A 19,458-nucleotide genomic window follows, 5' to 3' on the forward strand; every position below is an offset into this window, starting at 1 on the left:
TTTCGAGGGTAAAGTTACGAGGGGAAAGGTACGAGAAACGAGATGCGAGGTGCGAGTCTGTAGCAGCGATTTCACATCGCGTCCTAACACCTAGCACCTAGAACCTAATGTCTTCACCGTAGGCGTGAAACTTGTTTCGCGCGTCTGAGAGCTGAAGGCTGAAAGCTGACCGCTCCTCAACGTGCGATTTTACATCGCGTCCTAACGCCTAGCGGCCAAAACCTAGCACCTAGAACCTAATGTATTCACCGTAGGCGTGAAACTTGTTTCGCGCGTCTAAATGAAAAGGTTTACATGGATTATGTTGGGTATCGCTCCGCTCGACAACCTACCCTAAACATGAGCAGTTCAAGTGCTGAGCTGAACTCAGAGCCTAGATCCTTTCCCCTTTCTAACTTTACTCTTTCCCCTTTGCTCTCGCTAACTTTACTCTTTCCCCTTTCCCCTCGCTAACTAAACACTCACTTAACCACTGGCCGTGGGCGCATTAACCAATGGAAAATAAATATCAAACCAAAAAACACCGACACGGCTAAAACACACAATACAATAATATTGGTTGGTAAAAACGAATCAGTGCTGTAGCTGTAGCGCTTTAATTCTTGTTCAGCGGTTAACTTGGCTCGTTCGGCTTTGCTAGGTAAAACAAACTCATGAAACGAGTCTGTTGGTTTTGCTTCGGTACGGGCAAGTTGCGCACTTTTTTGCTGCCATAACATATCAAATTGCTGAAACTGAACTTGCTTATTTTCAAGGCACGATTCAAGGTTTTGCAGCTGTAATGAACGAGCTGTACAACGTGGCGGCATCACATAAAAGCGGTCCCATGCAGCTTGTTTGCTGATGTAGGCTTGCTCAGTTAATGGCTTTGCCAAGCTGTTTTCGAGCTCTGCAATGTCAGGGTTATACAACGACGATTTAAGCTCAGCAATTTGCTCTTCACTAAAACAGGTTTCGGATATTCGCGCCGATAAGCTTTGAATGCGCTGTTTATAGGCTTCAATTTTGTCGAGAAGATTGGTTTTACGCAGGGCTATTTGTAGCTCTATACGTTCGGCTTGCATGCTTTGACATGCTTCTGAAGGAGCACTTTGCTGCGCCCAAGCAAAAGCGGGCAACAATAAGGCTGTTGTCATTAAAATCCGTTTAATCATTAATTTACGTCACTGTAAAAGTTAGGGTACAGATTATCAGTTTCTAATAAAACTGCAACAAATCTGCGCCAATTTCACTAAAAAGGCTGATCTATCATCACCCAAAAATTTGCCCCTTCTTTTGAATTAGCAAGCTCTGTTCGAACGACTAACCCCGACATCATAGCTCTTAAAGAAACACCATAGTCATAATGGTAGTCTTGCCATAATGCATCCAAGGTCAAATGAGGTGACACACGACCAGCTTCAACAAAGCCAACTAACTGAAACCAATCCAGCTTCAAAAACTTTAACCAATTTACATCTGCAATTGGATTGTATTTAAGGGTATAGCGATATTCGAATGCCCCATAAATGGCTGCTTTGTCATGAAATCGATAAAAATCATAACCCCGTAAACGCTTAAATCCTCCTAATGTAGCGCCTTCGTTGTAAGGTGCTGCATCAGAGATAAACTTAGTGCCATCAAGAGTGTGATTTACTTGCCAGCTAGGTGAATAAGCAGCCCAAAAATTAAATGCTAAAATACGCTGATGAGCAAACTCACTTGCCCCTAAAGAAATAAACTTACTGCCATTAAACTGCCACAAATCCCAATCATAAATATCGTCACTCCCTGACATTGATTGGCTATAGGCGAGATACTGCCTGCTACCGTAACTTGGGTTAGTTGCAAAATCGGTGTTGTCATAGAGCAGGCCAAATTCCATTGCTGAAATGCTGCCATCTTGTGTACCCTCATTAAATTCAAAGCTTTGCGAGCGCCTAAAATAGCGTGCAGTTGCAACCATTACACCCGATTCCAACGGGTTCCACTGTGCCCCGCCCGATGGCTCAGAAACCAACAAGCCATTTTTAAGTTGGTAACGCACCATGCCTGTTTGCGATGTTGCGCCAAACGGTAAAGCGTATTCGATGCGGGCATCAAACCAATTCGAGCTACCATCGGCTTCTAAATAAACCTCGTTTGAAGAGTCATTACTACCGGGGAACACGGCGTTGTCGGCAATGGGCACTTTATGGCCTCCGGTATAAGCTCGCTGATCAGGAAAATATGCAGCCATACCACTGGCACTAAAATACCAGCGCTCTGAATCTAACACCTTATAGTTAAACAGGCCTGCCCACGCTCCTTCGCTCACATCACCTTTAAATGCAGTAGCGCCAACGGTCATTTGTGGTTGGTGGTAACCTTTTATCATGCCACCCACACCAAGGTTAAGCCCCATGGTATCGGTGCTAAATAAGTAGGGAAGCAGTAAAGACTCGTGCTTTTTATTCGCGCTCTCAACACGCTCAATACTTGCTTTTACACGGGAAATATCAGCATTGGCCGTTAGGCTTGTAGCCACACAAACGCCACAAAAAATAACTTTAAAGTTAAGCATTACTAGCTCCTTTAGTAAGCGACTTAAATAAGCATAGCTGGTGCTTAAAAACTTTAAAATGATTTAACGCAAATGTTACTGATGAAGTTGATAAAACTGCTGATCATCTAAAGCAAACTGAGCAAGCAACCAATCTTTAAACAGCTGCACTTTTTGCCATTTAAAATGTTCGGGCGGCGCAGCAAGGTAGTACTTATATTGGCAGTGATACTCATAGTTTGGATAAATCTCTAGCTGACCAAGTTGCAGTTGAGTTTCGATTAACCGCCGCCTTACCATTGCAATACCTTGCCCTGCTAACGTGGCTTGAATAACTAATGCAGCGTTATCAATTTCAAGTGCGGGGAGCGCATCTGGGCTTACAGCTAATTGCTGAGCCAAAGTTAACCAACCACGCTCTGCATCTGGGCACACATCTTTAATTAATTTTTGCGCCAGAATCTGCGGTTTAAGAGGTTTATTAACATCAATGGCACCGGGTTTATAAGCCAAAAATAGACTGTCGTCGCTGATAAGCTCACTGTGTAAACCTGGGTAATTTCCTTGACCAAATCGAATGCCTAAATCAACCTGCCCCGCTGAAAAGTCGGCAAGTTGATCGCTGGGTTCAATACGCACTTTGATATTGGGGTATTTATTTTGAAAATCGCTAATCCGGCCCAGTAACCAACCACTGGCAAACGAAGGCAGCACGGTTAAATTTAACGTATTTGGGTGGTTATCTTGGCTAACAGCCTGCACACCTGCCTGTAAATGACTAAACCCCTTAAGTACATGGGGTAATAGCTGTTCGCCTTGGCGAGTCAGCTCAACATAACGGGTATGACGAGTAAACAAGCTGCAATCAAGCTGTTGTTCTAGCAGGCGAATTTGTTGGCTAACCGCAGCTTGGCTAACAAACAATTGCTCTGCCGCAAGCTTAAAACTACCTAACTCTGCCGCGTGCTTAAAATACCAAAGGCTTTTTAATGGTGGTAACTGCATACGCTTTTATAGTTAAAAAAACTTAAGCATAGGCAATTTTTAATCGTTTGTCAGTAGTGGTGACACGAGTAATACTCATATTGCCAACCGCGACAAGACAAGGACAACCACCATGAAATACTTACTTATTTTATTAATTTTATCTGCCTCAAGCTTTAGTTATGCCAACCAACCAGTAATTACTCAGCTTGATACCGATGAAGGCTACCCTTATAAAAACTTAATCAAAAAAGTAGAACGAGTAGAAATTCGTTATGTAGAAAACAGCCATTCGGTGACCTGCAAAGTCAATGTGCAAACACTGCACAACCAATACATGGGCAAAGAACAAACAGTCTCAGCCAAGCTGTTTGCAAAACGCCCAATGGCCGCGTGTTTAACACGCGAAAAAGCCAAACAAATCCTGCATATGCTGTAACCATTTCAACCTTGTGAAACTAGGCTACGAATAGCTGTACTTCCCCAGTAGCCTAGTTTTTTTAGCTTTCGGCTGATCGCTCTTTTATGTTTTATTCGGCACTAAATTACCTCCTACAAGGTTGTCATTGCACAGAAGAACGCTCGACCTGAACAACCCCACAGATCAACTAACATCTAATATCTGACCTCTAACGACTCAAAAGCTGGGTTTAATTGCATAGAAGAACACACGACCTAGCAACCCCACAAATCGACTGACACCTATTGCCTAGAGCCTAACTCCTTTCCCCTCGCACCTCGCATCACGCTAACTTTTCTCTCAACACACCTCCACCTTCTCTACCTCAACTGGCTCTGCCAAGGCATTTTCATAAAACGCGAACACAGCTTGGGTATAAGGCTGAGCATAATGATCATCAAGGGCGGCTTGCGATTCAAACTGCTCAACTAAAAACAAACAACGCTGCTCTTTACTCGCAAATAGCTCAAAACGATTACAACCTGGCTCTGAACGAGTGGCTGCTAAAATGCCCTGTAAACGCCCTTTACAGTCGTCAAATAATGCCGCCTTTGGGGTAATTTTTGCCACGATATTAATCATACTGACTCCTTACTAAATAACTTTAAAACCAATACCCGAATTGGTGGGGCAACCGTAAAAGCCACCATAAACGCAGCAGGCCACGCATTAGCAAACGCCTTCATCCAACTTAGAAAAAAGGTATCGCTCAGCCCTAAGTTGACATAAGTGACCCATGCCGAAAGTAAAAACGACATTAAAAACGAAAATGCCGCAGTAAAAGTAAAATGAATTTTCATATGTCCTCCTTGGCGTTACTATATTTGCACAGGCCAAGTGGCAACAGTCACGAAAATGCAAACTAAGATTGAGGGAGTCGTATGCTGGATGATCTGCATTTATTCATTGAAATAGCGCGCCGTAAAAGCATGAGCCAAACAGCAAAAGATTTAGGACTGAATCTATCGACCCTATCAAGGCGCATTCAGGCATTAGAAGAGAAACTCGCTGAGCCATTACTGCAACGCACAGCCCGAGGCATTGTGTTAACCGCCAAAGGCGAGTCACTATATAACGAGCTAGGCGAACAAGTACTTGCTCTTAACAGCCAGCTTGAGCAATTAAATGACTCGCCCGCCGCAAAAGAGTTTTACCTTTTGTGCCCACAAAACATCATTGCGGGCCCACTGATGGGGGCAGTTAATCAGTTTGCGATGGCAAACCCTGCGCTAAACCTCCACATTTACCCAAGTAATGCCAACAGCCAACTAAGCCAAAAACGTTTTGACTTAGCCATTCGCATTGGCGAACAACAAGATTCAAGTTATTTCCAAAAGCGCCTAGGCATGATCGCAATTAAGCTGGTTAAAAAGAAAGATGCCCCAACATCAAGGCTGATACTGCCCTATTCAGAGTCACAACTACCCAGCAGTTTACTTAACAAACTAAAAACCGAGTATGAACATATAAGCTTTTGCTTTGATATTACAATCGCCAGAAAAATGGTTGAAGCAGGCTATGGCATTGGCTTACTACCTATGAGCGAAATTTGCTGTATAGACGACACCAGCAACTTTAGTTATATCGACTCCCCCGACAGTATCCCCGCAAGGCCAATTTACGCCCTCTGGCCACATTCACGCACACCATCAGCGAATGCCCAGTTGTTGATAGAACAACTCCAAACCAGTATTGCAGACTCACCGAGCTTGCAAGGAGAAGTGTTAAGGCTGTAGTTGCGAGGCATTGTAGATCTGGCTTTAGCCCGTCTAATAACTCAATAATAAGGTTTATAATACACTTGTAGCAGCGATTTCATATCGCGTTAATTTAATTAATGTCGCGTTGGCGACGGCAACCAAAGAGAAGTAAACGCCGACTTCTCTTTGGAATCTCTCGGCGCCCCGAGGTTCACACTGTCCCCTCAATTTTAATTAATTAAATGAACGTAAACAGCGTAGATAGGCCATCCGTGGCTAAGCTACGCTTTTTACAGCATCCATGCTGTAAATTACTCATAATTAATTCAATTTCGGGTGTGAACACGGGGAAACCAAGTTCACATCAGTCTTCACTTGATCATTATTAGCTGATATTTTGGGCGGTTGTTCAAATATACATATATATATCTTTATACGATAAATAAGGCCTGGTATTATCCATAATCTTGTAATACTGAAGTAGTTAAGTGAGTTATGGAAAACGGTGAAATTCTTGTTATTGATTTATTTGCTGGCCCTGGTGGTCTAGGCGAAGGTATTTCAGCAACAACAGATAAGAAAGGTAATAAACCATTTGATATTTGTATATCTGTAGAAAAAGAGCCATCAGCTCATAAGACCTTAACAACTAGAGCATTCTTCAGAAAAATAAAATCGCTAAATGGTGGATTAGATTATTACAATAAATACTTACAAGGTGAAATATCTCGTGATGAGCTCTTCGCAAAGTTTCCTGAGCAATCAGTACTTGCCTTTAAAGAAACACTAGAAGGTCCGAAAGCTCTTGGGAATGATAATGAGCTTATTCATAACCGCATCAGAGAACTTATTAAAGGACATAATGGACCTAAACTAGTTATTGGCGGTCCACCATGCCAAGCCTATTCGCTTGCAGGTAGATCCCGTAATGCAGGCATTGAGAATTATAAAGCAGAAAAAGATCACCGTAACTTTTTATATTTAGAGTATTTAAAAGTTCTATCTATTGCTCAACCAGATATTTTCGTAATGGAAAATGTAAAAGGTATCCTCTCAGCCAAAATTAATGACAAATTAATGTTCCCCCATATACTTAAGGATCTGAGAAAGCCAGGAAGAGTTACAAAAATAAAAGGAGTCTCAGGGTACAAAATATATTCATTGGTGACACCAGCAGAAAACCCGAAAAACCCTCAATATAAGATATCATCTGACTTTTTAATTAAAGCTGAAAATTATGGTATTCCACAAGCTAGACATAGAGTTATTTTATTAGGTGTGAGAGAAGACTTAGATTGCATACCAAAAACAATTGATGAAGTAAAACACCGAGTAACCGTAGAGGAAGCTCTATCAGATCTGCCACCATTGCGAAGCGGGTTTTCTAAACAAACAGATAACCAAGTTGACTGGGAAGAACAGATAGCAGAAAACGCTAAAGTGCTTACTGAGCTATTAAAGGAAAAGTTTAGTGAAGAAGAAATCTCAAACCTTTCACTTTCTCCAATAAGGGGGCTTTCTCGTTCATGCTCAAACAGAACAAGTGTTAAACCTAAAATGCCAAACAAAATTAGAGAATGGTACTTGAGCGATTCACCTACTATAGTACTAAATCACGAATCTAAAAAGCACATGAACGCAGATCTACTCCGTTATGGATTTAGTGCGGCATTTACCAAGCTGAATAATGGCATTTCACCTAAATCGCGAGACTTCCCACTTGAACTTGCACCTAAGCATAAAAACTGGGAATCTGGCGATCATGCTGATAGGTTTAGAACCCAAGCCGCAAATAAACCCTCGAATACAGTGACAAGCCACATGTCAAAGGACGGGCATTCATTTATTCACTATGACCCGCAACAATGCCGAAGCCTCACTGTAAGGGAAGCAGCCCGCCTTCAAACTTTTCCTGATAATTATTTTTTTGAAGGAACAAAAACAGATCAATATGTTCAGGTAGGAAACGCAGTACCACCATATTTGGCTAAAAAAATTGGGGAGATAGTTCTAGATCTATTAATTTAATTGAATCAAGCCTCAAAGATGTGATTTCTCTACACTAGCATCAAATAGAATTAAACCATTCTGGCTTTATTGTTACATGCTCTTTTAACTTTACGTCAACACCCAGTCGTAAGTTTTTTAATTGCTCAGCTAGATCATTTCCATCAATTAGATCTATTGGTGTAGCACCATCTCTTTGGGCTTCTTTTTTTGCGTCTCGAGTAAATGTGCCTGTCGTAATAAATAATCCCTTATCAGCCCTTCCCATCATTGCACCACGAAAGTCTCTTATGGATGGAGATGATACTGAACCAGTATACCTTTTACATTGAAATACAACATGAAAAGATAAAACTCCACCTATTTTAATAATACCTTTTCCATCTATACCTCCATCAGCAGTCTTACCAGTAACTTCCACATTTGAAAAACCTAGCTCCCTTAAAAATCGTTGGCTAAGCCTTTCAAATGCGTCAGGTTGCATACCTTTTAGTATATCAACAAGTTCATCCTCCCAAGTTAGCTCATTTAACTCGTCAGATTTCGCAATTAAATTATTACCTTCAAGTTTTTTATTGTGATTCTTAGATTTTGATGTACCTGATAATTCCCTTAAGATTGTTTTAGACTGGTTTTTATCAATGTTCTTCGTTCTCAGCCCTTCACTTGTCAACGCCCATAATGCACGCCCAGAGTTTTCAATCAATCCTAGCCTTTTAAGGTAATTTCTAGCCCACGCCAAACGATAAGAGAGTTTTGTAGTATTACCTCGATGTATGTCATCGACCTCTTTGTCAGTTAACGATAAAAGCTCTATTACAGTTTCTTCAACTTCTTGATTGGTTCCCGACCCTCCTAATTTATGAAAAGCCTCAAGCACTGGGTTGAAAAGTTCATCATATTTGTATTTAAATTCTTCCACGATTTACCTTATAGTTTTGTTTCTATGAAAAATAATAAGTCTAAAAACTATGAATTCGAAAGCATTTTTATTGATAAATCTGAATTCATAAACTCGTTAAGCTCAGAGGAAGATTTTATAACCTCCCATAGCTCTTCTTTTTTCGAGAACTCACCATAATCATCGCTCAAAGAATATATTTTGATTAGATCATTCATTAAAACGAGTAGTTGTTTCAAATACTTTTTAAACTCAACATTAAGAGCCTCTTGCTTCCATATCACCTCAAGAGAAAACTTTCCTTCGAACTCCTTAGCCCATAAATAAATAGCTGATATCGCATATGGAACAGTCGCAGAACGAAGTTGTCCGATGGCATTTTTACCTTGTCCGTAAACCTCTTCCATAGTTCTAAATAATATTATTTTAGCGATTAGATGTTCATAGAATTCACGGTTAATCTCTTTTCCAGCTTCTTTTTCAGGTTCAATATCTTCAATAAATGTTCGAAACACTTTCTCACCACCTTTTTTAACAAGGTATGGTGCATCTCCCCACGCACAATAATATTTAGCTAATAATTCTTTAGTGAAGCGTTTCTTGGGTGGAAATTCGCTCTTTAATTTTTGACTATTTGTGCTCTTTCTAACTTGAGTGTTGAAATCACCTTTTGCTCTTTCAAAAAACCATTTCTTGCCTGAGGGCGTCAAAACACTTTCACTCAAAGATTTTAACTGAACCAATTTAGGGCTTCTCGATCTTAGAATCAACTTTAGAAACCCTCGATTGACTATTTGAGTATTCGCTAATTTTAGAAATTAAATCATCTAAATCTTTAGATTTACTTGTTTTAGCAATATTTATCTTAGCCATTACTTTTACATTACTAATATCTAACCCTTCCTTATTGGAAAAATAAATAGAAGCTGTAGTCTGCCCACCATTTACAATTTGGAAGTCTTCTAGGCTTTCCAAATAAAGTGACTTTCTATAAAAAGATGTTTTCGCTTCTGTAGCTGTAATAGTTAATCCATTATTAAATGCAATGAACTTTTCAGGTTCATCCTTAATTGTTTGTTTAATTCCTCTGTTAACACCTTTGAATTGTAAAAATGAACGAACATTTTTTTCTAACAACTGAGTTGAATATCTTTTATAAAGATCTGCCAATATGGGAGCATCTAAAACACATAAGTATGACTCAAACTCCGACTCATCTGCAGCTTTCATTACTTCAATATTCTTTCCAATTACGTCTTTAAAAACAACTTTAAGAGGTTCAGCCCTACCTTGTGAAGCGTAAATATTTGCTAAATAATTTAAATCTACAACCCTTCTAATAAAAAGAAGTTCTTTAGATTCAGCTTTCTGTCCTAAAACTTTATAAGTAAAACTTTTCTTTTCATCTTTAAAATAAATGCTACGTAGTTGAGGCTCTTCCCCCTAAATGAAACAGTAGCAGATAAAGTAACAAGAAATATTTCTATAACATCAAATTGTATCAGCCCATCCTCACTGCCTAACTTAGCAATCAATGGTTTGATAGGTTCAGACTCCTGAATATTTTCAAGTTTTCTCTGAAATGCAGATGATACAAGTCGAATGCCCTTTTTAAATTGATCTTCATACACGCTTCGTTGCGATACATAAAAGCTGTTACAGTTTTCCGCTAAATAGGTCTCATCTACAATGAATATTTGAAGCCGTTCGCCAGAACTATTTACGGAATAACCATTAATCTTAGTTTTGTTGTCACTTGACAAGTAATATGTGTGATTGATGTCTTCAGAGTCTACAACCTTTGTTTCCAGTAAGAGTGGCATTACTTCATCTATTAATAAGCTTTGTTGAATGAAATCATTTTCATCTTTACTAGAATCTAATAAATCTTCTCGAGTATTTAAAACAGCGCTTATATCCACTTAGTAACTCTCCTGTGAAACTTTATATTTCTCTAACTCTCTCAAATCTAGGTTATATTTTACTGAATAAACTGCAGGTGGGAGGGTGGAACTCACAATTTTTGGAAAGCAATCAATATCACAATCAAAAACTTCTTTTCTCTTTCTAGCAAACAATAAATTTGAATACTTTGCTAGCCTTTCCTCGTCTAAATTTTCTTTTTCTAAAGCAGCTAATAATAAGGTAACGTCCCCACTAAGCTTCTGAACTCTAAATTTGATTTTTACAAAAAGATCTTTCAATGACAATCCAAGTTCTGTTTCGCTAATCGAGAATACAGTCAAAAATAAGTTTTTATCATCAATATTATCTAACTGGAATTCGCTAGAAATTTTAACCATTGATGAACTTATTAGCTTTGTTTTTATTTCTAAAGAAGAATTTGGCAATTCGAAATCATGAGGCGCATCATACGGACCGACCCAAGCTTTCAAAATAGAATCTACTCTTGGACCAGAACTAGCGTTTCTTATTAAATCTAGTAAATAGCTTAGCTCTCCCCACAAGCCAATGACTCGCTCTTTACTCAAACCTTTTTCAATCGTCTTAGAAAAAAAGAGCTCCATTTTACATATGTACTAATAAACTCTTTAGATGCATTTATAGGGTCTAAAATATCTTTTATTGAATCAACCAAAGAAATAACTAAGTCATCGAATAATGAAGAAAAATCATTATCTAAAAGTCTTATCAGAAGAAAGTGTCCATTCTTGATAAATAGAAGCTCTATATTATCGTTGTTTATAGCATCAAATTTAGGCGTGTAAGAAGGAGGGAGATAAATTAAGATTGAATGATTTCCCCCATCATCGACAGATAAAAATAGCTCTAAAGGACCTGTAGCCTCAAAACGTAGAGTTTTATACCCAGTGCGGGAATCTTGCGACTCTAGCAAGTGCCACTTATCAGTTAATTCAATCACAATTCTGCATCCGAAGGTAAGAGTTCACCTGAAGCATCATCTTCTTCTTCAGGAATCTCTAGGTTGTAGTCACCTTTGACATATTCACCACACGGGTCGATCGTTCGTTTGATAGGAGGAAAGCCTAAAGCCATGCCAACTAACGGTTCTGTCAGTTCTTGTTCTCTCTCTTTCAATAAGCGTCGAACTTCTAAATCCACATTTCCTGATACTTGGTTAAACGCATAGAATGGATCAAATAAATAAAAAATCAAAACCGCCTGATTTTGAGTTAATTTTTCTCGATATATTCGCTCAGGTTTAGTCTTTGTTTCTGCCTGCTTAATTGCTTCGTCTTTGGTCAGGTTTGGGTTATTGATCAATATTTCTTGGGCTTTTTCTTTAATAAACTCTTTTTCTGCTAAATAAGCTATGCCCTCATCAAGAGCAACTTTCATATCACTACCACCACTCATAATATTGGCAGATGAGCCAGTTGCTTTGAACTTTTGATCTTTTACAAACTCATCATAAAAGTGGTTGCCTTTAACTGGAGTTGGACCGCTTCTCACGGCTAATTGGATGTCTTCGGAAAGGCCTGTATCTTCTGCCAGCATGACACCAAGCCCCTTTTCTTTAGAAGCGGTGCCAGTTAATTTAATAGCAATAGTCCAAGATGTTAGTAAGTTTTTGTCTGCACATTTTTTTAGGTATTGCTTGATTAGGTTGAGCCTAGTCTCATCAAAATTATTATTTCCATCGAGTATTCTGAGTAAGTCTTCTGAAGATACAGTCGTTGAGAGCAATGATCCCCTAGTCTCAGCGTTCACGAATAAAGGTGAAATTATTCTTTTAAAGTCTCCCCAGACATTGCTGATTTTCTCTTTAGTAACATCAAATTCTGTTGTCATCACTAATGAATCTTGGAAGGACCATTTCACATTTGTTGTATTTTTTAAAATTGTAGGTCGTGTAATTTGTAAGACACCTGGATGCTTCCTAACTTTTAGTTCAAAATCTCTAGGAGTCGCTTCTTTTTCATCCATTTTCTTAAATTCAGCTTTCAATTCATCAATACATAATGATGTTGAGTCATACTTAGATATTAGATCTCGTGAGGTGAACAGTTTGCAACAATCTAAATAGCCAGGGCGGTAGCCGAACCACCTGCCCATTTGTAAAAGTGAATCAGAATAATTTGTAGTTCGAACAAAATAACTTACTGTCAACCCTTCTAAAGTGAAACCCCTCGATAGTCTATTACCACCAATCGCAATTATCTTACGAGGCTTTTCATCTTGATACTTCAATTCTTTACCGGTAGCACTGTTTAAAGCCGTCACTTCAATGTTCGATACAGCATCCACAAGTAAAGGACATATTGCATCAAATGAGACTGGTTGCATATATTCATCTATATACTGATCCGGTAGATAACTATGAATTGAGCCAACAATAACCGCACACTTATCTAACCAGACCTTTTCAAATTTACGGTAAATTGAGCTTGCAGAGTTCGGATTATCCATTTTTAATCGCGTCTCAATGTCTTTATAGAAATCCTTGAGCAAAGCTGCAGCCTTATTTTGCCAAGCAGTAAATCTAGATATATGAACAAGCATCGTATTATGGGGTTGGTAGACTTTGGAATGGAACATGTCTTTACGTCTAGTCTCTCGAACAGCTATACCTAAAATAAAGCACATTACCGCTTCTTTAATGCTTTCAGGTAAGGCTGTTGGAAAATTATCTACAGATTTAGCAGCCCGGGTCCCGCGTCGATATTCACTGTATGATGTGAAGTTAAGATAGTTGCTATATTTACCGACCTTATCATCCCAGTCTTTTTTACTATCAAACCTCTCGACTCCAATTACATTGTCATCAGTCTCCATAACTTTGCTAGGGAAATCCGAAACATAATCATCGATATCAAATACGACTGGTAGTTTTTTACTTGGCTGAAGAGTCTCAAATATCCTGTGAGCACCAATATAGTTTGTTGGTGAATCGAGCAAAAAAATAAAGTCATCTGGGAATAAATTATCAACCTGCTCAAATAGTGACTCTTGGGAGTCCTCTTTAGATTTGTCTGGAATACTCCATAAATCATCAGAAGCTTCATTTCTATCTTGTATTACATTTGCAAATGGGGTCGCTGTATAGCCTAAATAAGACTTTTTATGAAAAATACCTAGTATAGCCCTTATGTGTCCATTGATTTTAGAGGCGTATTTTTCACCTTTATGACCTTCATTATTTAATGAAGCATTATCTGCTTCATCATCAATAATCAATAATGGTAGGCTGTGCTTAGCTTCACCTTTAGGTAAGTTATCTTTTAACCAAAGTAATATATTTTTGAGAATGCTTACATTTTTCTTACAAACCATAATGTTCGCTTGATTTAACGAAGGCATTCCTCCAGCTAACGACCTGTTAAAATCAGCCTCTTCAGAAGTAATTGAAATAACTTGAAACACACTTTCGTCACCTTGATGACCAAATGGTTGTTTTAATCCAACACCTTTCCCGTCCCCAATAACATCTTTATCTATCCTTGCTTGTGTTTGTGAGCGAAGATCGTCCATGATGCCAGATAAGACAATAATTAACTTATAACCTGCATCTAGGGCACGGTTGATCACCGCATTGAAGTTTCCTGTTTTACCAGACTGAACATCACCATCTACCAATCCTTTAACAAACGTTGGGGATTGAGCTTTAGGATCTGCCAATTTCCTTAAAATTTTTAAGCTAGAACTATTAATTTCTTCAACAACTGGATCAGCTCGCCCTTGGTCTCTAAGATATTCCAAGTACCTCTCGGTATAACTCCAAGTTATATTTTCTTTTCTTGATTCAGTTAACCAAGTTTCCTTACTTTTGGATAAAATTCTCGGCTGTTCAATTGTTGTTACATGATTTGATTGAACTTCTTTTCTTATAACTTCAAAGTAATTTTCAAATGTACCTCTGTCTATATGTGGCCAATTTAAATGTTCAGCCACAATTAAAAGACTAGAGTATATTTTATCCGCCAATTCAGCTCGCATTGCATCTAGTGAATCAAAGCTAGAAGTTTTAATATATTGTTTAAATTTATCTTTAATAGCTTCTTGGTACTTAAAGCGATAATTATCCATATAATTTACTCCAGTATTTCTAAAAGTTCTTTTGGCAGAGTTTTAAGATCCACCCCTAGTTCACTAATAAGGTTTTTCTTAATTAATTCACCACTAAAACCTTCACTTTTCATACTTAAAACAATATCTAAAAACTCTTTTCCTTTTGTTTCTTGACATTGATAATATGGCACGTTTTCATGGGTATCTCTAATTTTATTAATCGTTGTATTAATCATTCTGATCAATAAAAGCAATTGTTTTTTTTGCTTGTTTTCACATGAATTAACGACTTCTTTTAGTAATGGGAATTCATGGTTTAGCTCAAGTAACGGTCCCTTGTTGGAGTGAATCTTCTTTAAGAATTTAACATCTTTAGAATTAGGTTTATTATCAAACTTTCTAATCCCTCTATTGAAGAATTCCTTCTCAGCCTCGCTGGTTAGTTCTTTAATATAGCCTTTAAATGCCTCGACTAAATCATGTGGGATTATTACTTGAGACTTAGCTACATTTAGGTGAAGTAAATGATCCGCTTTATTACCTATATCTACTCTTAGTCTAGCTAACTGTAAACGAGGAGCTTTTCTGATTAAACCATTCCAGCCACCATAAATTATCAAACGATTAGAACGGTATATATACACACCTTCCATATCTAATAAACTTTTATTTGGCGTAGTCCAACCGCTATTTGGCTGTTGTGATTCCTTGATACTTGATGAAGGTAATATGAAGCCCTCAAGTTTTATATTGTCATTCCCAAACCCCCTTCGTCTGAATTCTAATTTTCGTAGACTTTGCTGACTCTCAGGGAACGGATTAAAGGGCCGGATATGAGAATTATTAACTCTAATTGTTAATGGATTATGTGTGTTATCTAAAAAACGATGAAAAACAATACCTAAATGCTCAGTGGTATTTTGAACAACCTCTCTATATAATGATTTTTTTCTATTATATTCTTTTAAGTATTTTTCAAATTTATAAAGACCAGACCAAATAACTATAGTATTTGGGGAGAAGTTTGATATGCAACCGTTAAAATCTTTGTTTAGCTTATTGAAATCTTTGATAAGTCCATCAATTTCCAGCTCAGTATTAACTAATAGTTCCCATTTTTTGGTTTGGACTAAGTGATCTACATCCCAAGTTAAACCAAAATATTTGTCATCACCCTTTTTTCTTGATATGACGGTGAATTTTCGAGTCTGAGAAAAAGACGCGGCTTTCATACCAAGTCCAAATCGCCCTAAGTCTTCCAAGGATCTAACTCCTTCCGGATTAGAACTTGGAAATTGCATATTATTAACTAGTTCATCTGCTGACATACCATCACCATTATCAGCTAAGAACAACTGAAATGGTTCTATTTCAGTATCAACTAATACTTGGATAACACTTGAATTGGCTGTTACAGAGTTATCGATTAAATCTGCAATTGCAGCTTCAAGACTATAACCTTGTTCAGAAATAGATTTAATTAAAAAATCGGGGACCGGTGTGGCTTTAATTCTATCTTCACTACTTAACAACATAACTCCATTACTCAACTCCTTTGGCTAAGTATATATTTATCATTAACACCATAAATAGCCAACGTTTTTCATTAAAAATCTGATTAAAATCAATATTTCACGCCGGGAACTTAACTAGAAACAACGTTTAAATGCATATGTCTTAATACTAGTCTAGCCATAAAAACATTACTGAAAGACTATATTTAATGAGATTACCGCCTATGTTCTGATATTGTGAAAAACAAAGACGAAAACGACCGAACAATGGGATTCGTTAACTACGGCGAGGTTAAATACCAAAGTCACAATGGCAGCCAACCAATGAATATTACTTGGGAGCTAACAAGCCCCATGCCAAGTGAAATGTGGCATGAGGCAGGGAAGTTAGCGGTTGGTTAAAACCTAAGCTTTTCAAGAATCATATTTGTATTTTGTCTGTGCGACTAGATCTAACGCGTGGACATTTTTACTTCCCGCCAACTCAAATCTATCTTTTGCAAGCCAAAGTTTTGCTCCATTGCTGCTAGCAACTTGGTATGCCCAGTTGCTTACAGCAAGGGACTTATCTACATCACAATGAAAATAACGAGTTAGTTCATCATTGAGTATCTGGCTGTGGCGATCTAGATTTTGATCTTGCCAACGTTCACGGTGTAGTTGTGCAGCTAAAAAGTCACGTTTACTGTTATTACAACTTCGATGGGCGGCAACAAAATTATGCCCTAAATCGTTAGCGTAGCGGGCAAAAGGAATAAAGTGATCAACTTCTATCGCACTTGTGAGTGGCTTTTGACAATAAAAGCACTGACCTTTTTGTATTTCGACTAAAACTGGTTTTGCTTTGTTAAGTGCTGCACGGTCGAAACCAAATAAAAAGTCATGCAGCTGGCTTTGAGGGCCAATGAGTGCTTGATTGTGCTTAATGCTTTGAATCTTTTGTAACCATGCATTTTTAGCTAAATAGGCTACTAAATCGTAAAAGCGTCTAAAGCAGGCGGCTATGCCTGTATTTAGAGTGATATAGCTTTTACCTTTTGTGTGCGGATATAAAAAGCATTCTTCTTGTTTGGCTAGAATTTGTAAGCGCCACAACGGGCCTGTTTTTAAAGTGTCTAAAGCTGCTTTATAAGTGGTGTGCCAATAAGGGCTTAATTTGAGCTGGCGCAAGCTACGAATATTGTTCTGCTGGCACTCATATAGCACTGCAATTACTTTTGATTGCGCACCCGAGTTTTGTTTTAGTAAAGCACTTTCACCACTATGAGCAGAAGAAAATGGCACTGCATGGTGCCAATAAAGCTCTATTAACTTTTCAGCAAGCTTAGCAAGATCAATGTTTAACTCGCTTGCTTCATACATCATTGGTTGCTCGACACAAATATCAGCCAACGCATGCAATAGTGCAAACTTATAGGTAGCACTAAAATCACCTTCCACCAGCATACGCTGAATGTAAGCAATAAAATCGAGTTGCTGCTGAATGGCTATCATCAATCAAGCCTTATGTGTACTTTTTAAAAGTGCTTTAAAGTTCATGAACTGTTCCCTGTTTACGCCGGCATATTTGCCACCAATGCCTATAACGCATTGTTGTAGCTTGAATATTGGCGATTTAGTTTAGGAACAATCTAGCATGAAAAGCTATTGCAAATATAGGATTTTAGGTAGAGCTATACTCTAAAACCCATACAATATTGGGAGAGTTGCGGTATAGCCTGCTATACCGCATTTAAACTACTATATCGTTCTTCTATGCAAAATAGCGTTTAGCCATGTTTCTGTGGCGCGCTCTGGGCGTTGGTCAGCGCTTTGCCAAGACTTGAGGATAAATAGGTCGGTGCCTTTAATAATGCTCTCAAGGGCTTGTTCGTTTAGGTCAGTAAATTCGCGACCGTTGTGTTCGCGCTCGCCTTCGCCGTATTTAAACGATACATACACAATGCCTTGTGGCTTTAATGCGCGGGCAAGGTTATTGAATGCGTCGGTTAAATCGTTTTTTGCTACGTGAATAAGGCTTGCGCAGCACCAAATGCCGTCGTATTTGGCAACGTCGTTTAGCTCTAGAAAACTGTTTACTGCTACGTCTTGGTTTAAGTATTCTGACGCCAGCTTTGCCATAGCTGGGCTGATATCGAATGCATCTACGCTATATCCACGCTCTTTAAAGATGAAAGCGTCGCGGCCAGAGCCACAACCGGCATCGAGTAAAGTGCCTTTTTTTGGGATCAGCGGTAAGAATTCGTCATAAAGTTCATTGAGGTCTACATCGAGTGTGGCATCGACAAATGCTTGCGCATTTTGGTTATAGTATTCGACGGTTTTGGATGCCATTTTACTTCCTTTATATTGGCAAGATTGCTTGGCGCTAAAATATCATTAAAGCTAGGTAACGCAAAGGATGAAATGTGATTTTAGATGCTAAAAATCAACAGCTTTAGAGTAGGTGTTAGAAGTTAGTTGGAGGAAGGAAGAAGGTAGTAGTTACGAGGTGCGAGGGACGAGAAGCGAGATTATATACTTTTAACTCAACAACATTGCACAATTGGCAATTTGCTAGCACTATTATGTATTAAGAAGACTTTAGTCTGAGGTAAGCATGCACGACAAGCAAACTCATTGCCAGCCAACAGGTTGCAATAACTGTAAAGACAAATTAGAACTAGGCTTTGATTTTACAATGGCTTTTCAGCCAATCATTGATTGCACCGATAAACACATTTTTGGCTATGAGGCTTTGGTTAGAGGACCTAATAACGAGTCGGCTTATTCTGTTATCTCACAAGTGAACGATGAGAACCGCTATACCTTCGATCAGCTTTGTCGTATTAAAGCTATTTCGCTTGCAGCTAAGCTTAAGCTTGATTCTATTTTGAGTATTAACTTTTTGCCTAACGCGATTTACAAGCCTGAGCGTTGTATTAGAACAACCCTTGAAGCTGCTAAGCAATATGACTTTCCGGTAGAACAAATTATGTTTGAGTTTACCGAGGTTGAACAGGTTGAAGACAGTACGCACATCAAACGTGTGATCGAATATTACCAATCACTCGGTTTTATTACCGCAACCGACGACTTTGGCTCTGGGTATTCGGGTTTAAATTTATTAGCTGATTTTCAGAGCAATATTATTAAGCTCGATATGGAGCTAATACGCGATATTCATTTAAATAAAGCACGCCAAATCATAGTGAACCATTGCATTGCTATGTTTGAAGAGCTCAACATCACCGCCCTTGCCGAAGGCATTGAAACAGTTGAAGAGTATCAATGGTTGCGCCAAGCTGGCGTAAGTTTAATGCAAGGGTATTTCTTCGCTCGCCCAGGGTTTGAGAGCCTGCCAGAAGTTGATTTTAGTAAGTTGGGGTAAGTCGATTAAG

Annotated in this window: 18 protein-coding genes and 1 pseudogene; 5 read left to right on the forward strand and 14 right to left on the reverse strand. The window is 38.5% G+C overall.

Annotated elements, in window-relative coordinates; genetic code table 11:
* Positions 1–461 precede the first annotated feature (461 nt).
* The 3 genes from P4S60_RS20975 to P4S60_RS20985 form a co-directional block, all read right to left on the reverse strand.
* Complete coding sequence (locus P4S60_RS20975) at positions 462–1,154, reverse strand: hypothetical protein (RefSeq protein ID WP_158679680.1); 693 nt, start codon at positions 1,152–1,154, stop codon at positions 462–464.
* 77 nt (positions 1,155–1,231) lie between these two features.
* The gene (locus P4S60_RS20980) at positions 1,232–2,542 is read right to left on the reverse strand and encodes a BamA/TamA family outer membrane protein (RefSeq protein WP_337117460.1); all 1,311 of its coding nucleotides are present in this window, start codon (positions 2,540–2,542) and stop codon (positions 1,232–1,234) included.
* Between the two features lie 75 nt (positions 2,543–2,617).
* Positions 2,618–3,526: a LysR substrate-binding domain-containing protein gene (locus P4S60_RS20985; protein WP_337117461.1), complete on the reverse strand. Its 909-nt coding sequence runs from the start codon at positions 3,524–3,526 to the stop codon at positions 2,618–2,620.
* Between the two features lie 112 nt (positions 3,527–3,638).
* On the opposite strand from P4S60_RS20985, the gene P4S60_RS20990 reads away from it, so the two are divergent.
* Positions 3,639–3,944: a hypothetical protein gene (locus P4S60_RS20990; RefSeq protein ID WP_274168216.1), complete on the forward strand. Its 306-nt coding sequence runs from the start codon at positions 3,639–3,641 to the stop codon at positions 3,942–3,944.
* Between the two features lie 321 nt (positions 3,945–4,265).
* Here the strand turns inward: P4S60_RS20990 and P4S60_RS20995 are convergent, their stop codons facing one another.
* A complete protein-coding gene (locus P4S60_RS20995) occupies positions 4,266–4,547 on the reverse strand; it encodes a putative quinol monooxygenase (RefSeq protein WP_337117462.1) in 282 nt (93 codons plus the stop codon).
* Positions 4,544–4,765, reverse strand: a complete 222-nt coding sequence (locus P4S60_RS21000; RefSeq protein WP_337117463.1) for a DUF2798 domain-containing protein — start codon at positions 4,763–4,765, stop codon at positions 4,544–4,546. The genes P4S60_RS20995 and P4S60_RS21000 overlap by 4 nt, the downstream gene beginning before the upstream one ends.
* A gap of 81 nt (positions 4,766–4,846) precedes the next feature.
* Between P4S60_RS21000 and P4S60_RS21005 the strand changes: the two genes are divergently transcribed.
* Together P4S60_RS21005 and P4S60_RS21010 are read left to right on the forward strand one after the other, a co-directional pair.
* On the forward strand, positions 4,847–5,701 hold the full coding sequence (locus P4S60_RS21005; protein ID WP_337117464.1) for a LysR family transcriptional regulator: 855 nt from the start codon (positions 4,847–4,849) through the stop codon (positions 5,699–5,701).
* A gap of 459 nt (positions 5,702–6,160) precedes the next feature.
* Complete coding sequence (locus tag P4S60_RS21010) at positions 6,161–7,693, forward strand: DNA cytosine methyltransferase (protein WP_337117465.1); 1,533 nt, start codon at positions 6,161–6,163, stop codon at positions 7,691–7,693.
* A gap of 40 nt (positions 7,694–7,733) precedes the next feature.
* On the opposite strand, the gene P4S60_RS21015 is transcribed toward P4S60_RS21010, so the two are convergent.
* From P4S60_RS21015 to P4S60_RS21050, 7 genes and pseudogenes are all read right to left on the reverse strand, one after another.
* Positions 7,734–8,594 (reverse strand): restriction endonuclease, encoded by an 861-nt coding sequence (locus tag P4S60_RS21015; RefSeq protein ID WP_337117466.1) that lies wholly within the window; start codon positions 8,592–8,594, stop codon positions 7,734–7,736.
* A gap of 47 nt (positions 8,595–8,641) precedes the next feature.
* On the reverse strand, positions 8,642–9,316 hold the full coding sequence (locus P4S60_RS21020) for an AIPR family protein (RefSeq protein ID WP_337117467.1): 675 nt from the start codon (positions 9,314–9,316) through the stop codon (positions 8,642–8,644).
* A 1-nt stretch (position 9,317) separates the two neighbouring features.
* Positions 9,318–9,803, reverse strand: coding sequence for an AIPR family protein (locus P4S60_RS21025; RefSeq protein ID WP_337117468.1), 486 nt, complete (start codon positions 9,801–9,803; stop codon positions 9,318–9,320).
* Between the two features lie 143 nt (positions 9,804–9,946).
* Positions 9,947–10,495: a hypothetical protein gene (locus tag P4S60_RS21030; RefSeq protein ID WP_337117469.1), complete on the reverse strand. Its 549-nt coding sequence runs from the start codon at positions 10,493–10,495 to the stop codon at positions 9,947–9,949.
* Positions 10,496–11,457, reverse strand: a pseudogene (locus P4S60_RS21575) (PD-(D/E)XK motif protein). It lies immediately after the preceding gene.
* Positions 11,454–14,582, reverse strand: coding sequence for a Z1 domain-containing protein (locus P4S60_RS21045; RefSeq protein ID WP_337117472.1), 3,129 nt, complete (start codon positions 14,580–14,582; stop codon positions 11,454–11,456). Before P4S60_RS21045 ends, P4S60_RS21575 begins: the two are co-directional and overlap by 4 nt.
* Before the next feature lie 5 nt (positions 14,583–14,587).
* Complete coding sequence (locus P4S60_RS21050) at positions 14,588–16,099, reverse strand: ATP-binding protein (protein WP_337117473.1); 1,512 nt, start codon at positions 16,097–16,099, stop codon at positions 14,588–14,590.
* Between the two features lie 216 nt (positions 16,100–16,315).
* On the opposite strand from P4S60_RS21050, the gene P4S60_RS21055 reads away from it, so the two are divergent.
* On the forward strand, positions 16,316–16,480 hold the full coding sequence (locus tag P4S60_RS21055; protein WP_337117545.1) for a hypothetical protein: 165 nt from the start codon (positions 16,316–16,318) through the stop codon (positions 16,478–16,480).
* A 12-nt stretch (positions 16,481–16,492) separates the two neighbouring features.
* Here P4S60_RS21055 and P4S60_RS21060 read toward each other — a convergent pair whose 3' ends face one another.
* Positions 16,493–17,575: an HNH endonuclease gene (locus P4S60_RS21060; RefSeq protein WP_337117474.1), complete on the reverse strand. Its 1,083-nt coding sequence runs from the start codon at positions 17,573–17,575 to the stop codon at positions 16,493–16,495.
* 243 nt (positions 17,576–17,818) lie between these two features.
* On the reverse strand, positions 17,819–18,412 hold the full coding sequence (locus P4S60_RS21065) for a class I SAM-dependent methyltransferase (RefSeq protein ID WP_337117475.1): 594 nt from the start codon (positions 18,410–18,412) through the stop codon (positions 17,819–17,821).
* A 265-nt stretch (positions 18,413–18,677) separates the two neighbouring features.
* Between P4S60_RS21065 and P4S60_RS21070 the strand changes: the two genes are divergently transcribed.
* Positions 18,678–19,448 (forward strand): EAL domain-containing protein, encoded by a 771-nt coding sequence (locus P4S60_RS21070; RefSeq protein WP_337117476.1) that lies wholly within the window; start codon positions 18,678–18,680, stop codon positions 19,446–19,448.
* Positions 19,449–19,458: the final 10 nt, after the last annotated feature.

The organism is Pseudoalteromonas sp. Hal040, from assembly GCF_037162425.1.
Taxonomy (GTDB): Bacteria; Pseudomonadota; Gammaproteobacteria; order Enterobacterales; family Alteromonadaceae; genus Pseudoalteromonas; species Pseudoalteromonas gelatinilytica.

Excerpts from the sequence above, each read along its gene's own strand:
- P4S60_RS20975 (WP_158679680.1), bottom strand. The coding sequence starts at position 1,154 with ATGATTAAACGGATTTTAATGACAACAGCCTTATTGTTGCCCGCTTTT.
- P4S60_RS20980 (WP_337117460.1), bottom strand. The coding sequence starts at position 2,542 with ATGCTTAACTTTAAAGTTATTTTTTGTGGCGTTTGTGTGGCTACAAGC.
- P4S60_RS20985 (WP_337117461.1), bottom strand. The coding sequence starts at position 3,526 with ATGCAGTTACCACCATTAAAAAGCCTTTGGTATTTTAAGCACGCGGCA.
- P4S60_RS20990 (WP_274168216.1), top strand. The coding sequence starts at position 3,639 with ATGAAATACTTACTTATTTTATTAATTTTATCTGCCTCAAGCTTTAGT.
- P4S60_RS20995 (WP_337117462.1), bottom strand. The coding sequence starts at position 4,547 with ATGATTAATATCGTGGCAAAAATTACCCCAAAGGCGGCATTATTTGAC.
- P4S60_RS21000 (WP_337117463.1), bottom strand. The coding sequence starts at position 4,765 with ATGAAAATTCATTTTACTTTTACTGCGGCATTTTCGTTTTTAATGTCG.
- P4S60_RS21005 (WP_337117464.1), top strand. The coding sequence starts at position 4,847 with ATGCTGGATGATCTGCATTTATTCATTGAAATAGCGCGCCGTAAAAGC.
- P4S60_RS21010 (WP_337117465.1), top strand. The coding sequence starts at position 6,161 with ATGGAAAACGGTGAAATTCTTGTTATTGATTTATTTGCTGGCCCTGGT.
- P4S60_RS21025 (WP_337117468.1), bottom strand. The coding sequence starts at position 9,803 with ATGAAAGCTGCAGATGAGTCGGAGTTTGAGTCATACTTATGTGTTTTA.
- P4S60_RS21045 (WP_337117472.1), bottom strand. The coding sequence starts at position 14,582 with ATGGATAATTATCGCTTTAAGTACCAAGAAGCTATTAAAGATAAATTT.
- P4S60_RS21050 (WP_337117473.1), bottom strand. The coding sequence starts at position 16,099 with ATGTTGTTAAGTAGTGAAGATAGAATTAAAGCCACACCGGTCCCCGAT.
- P4S60_RS21065 (WP_337117475.1), bottom strand. The coding sequence starts at position 18,412 with ATGGCATCCAAAACCGTCGAATACTATAACCAAAATGCGCAAGCATTT.
- P4S60_RS21070 (WP_337117476.1), top strand. The coding sequence starts at position 18,678 with ATGCACGACAAGCAAACTCATTGCCAGCCAACAGGTTGCAATAACTGT.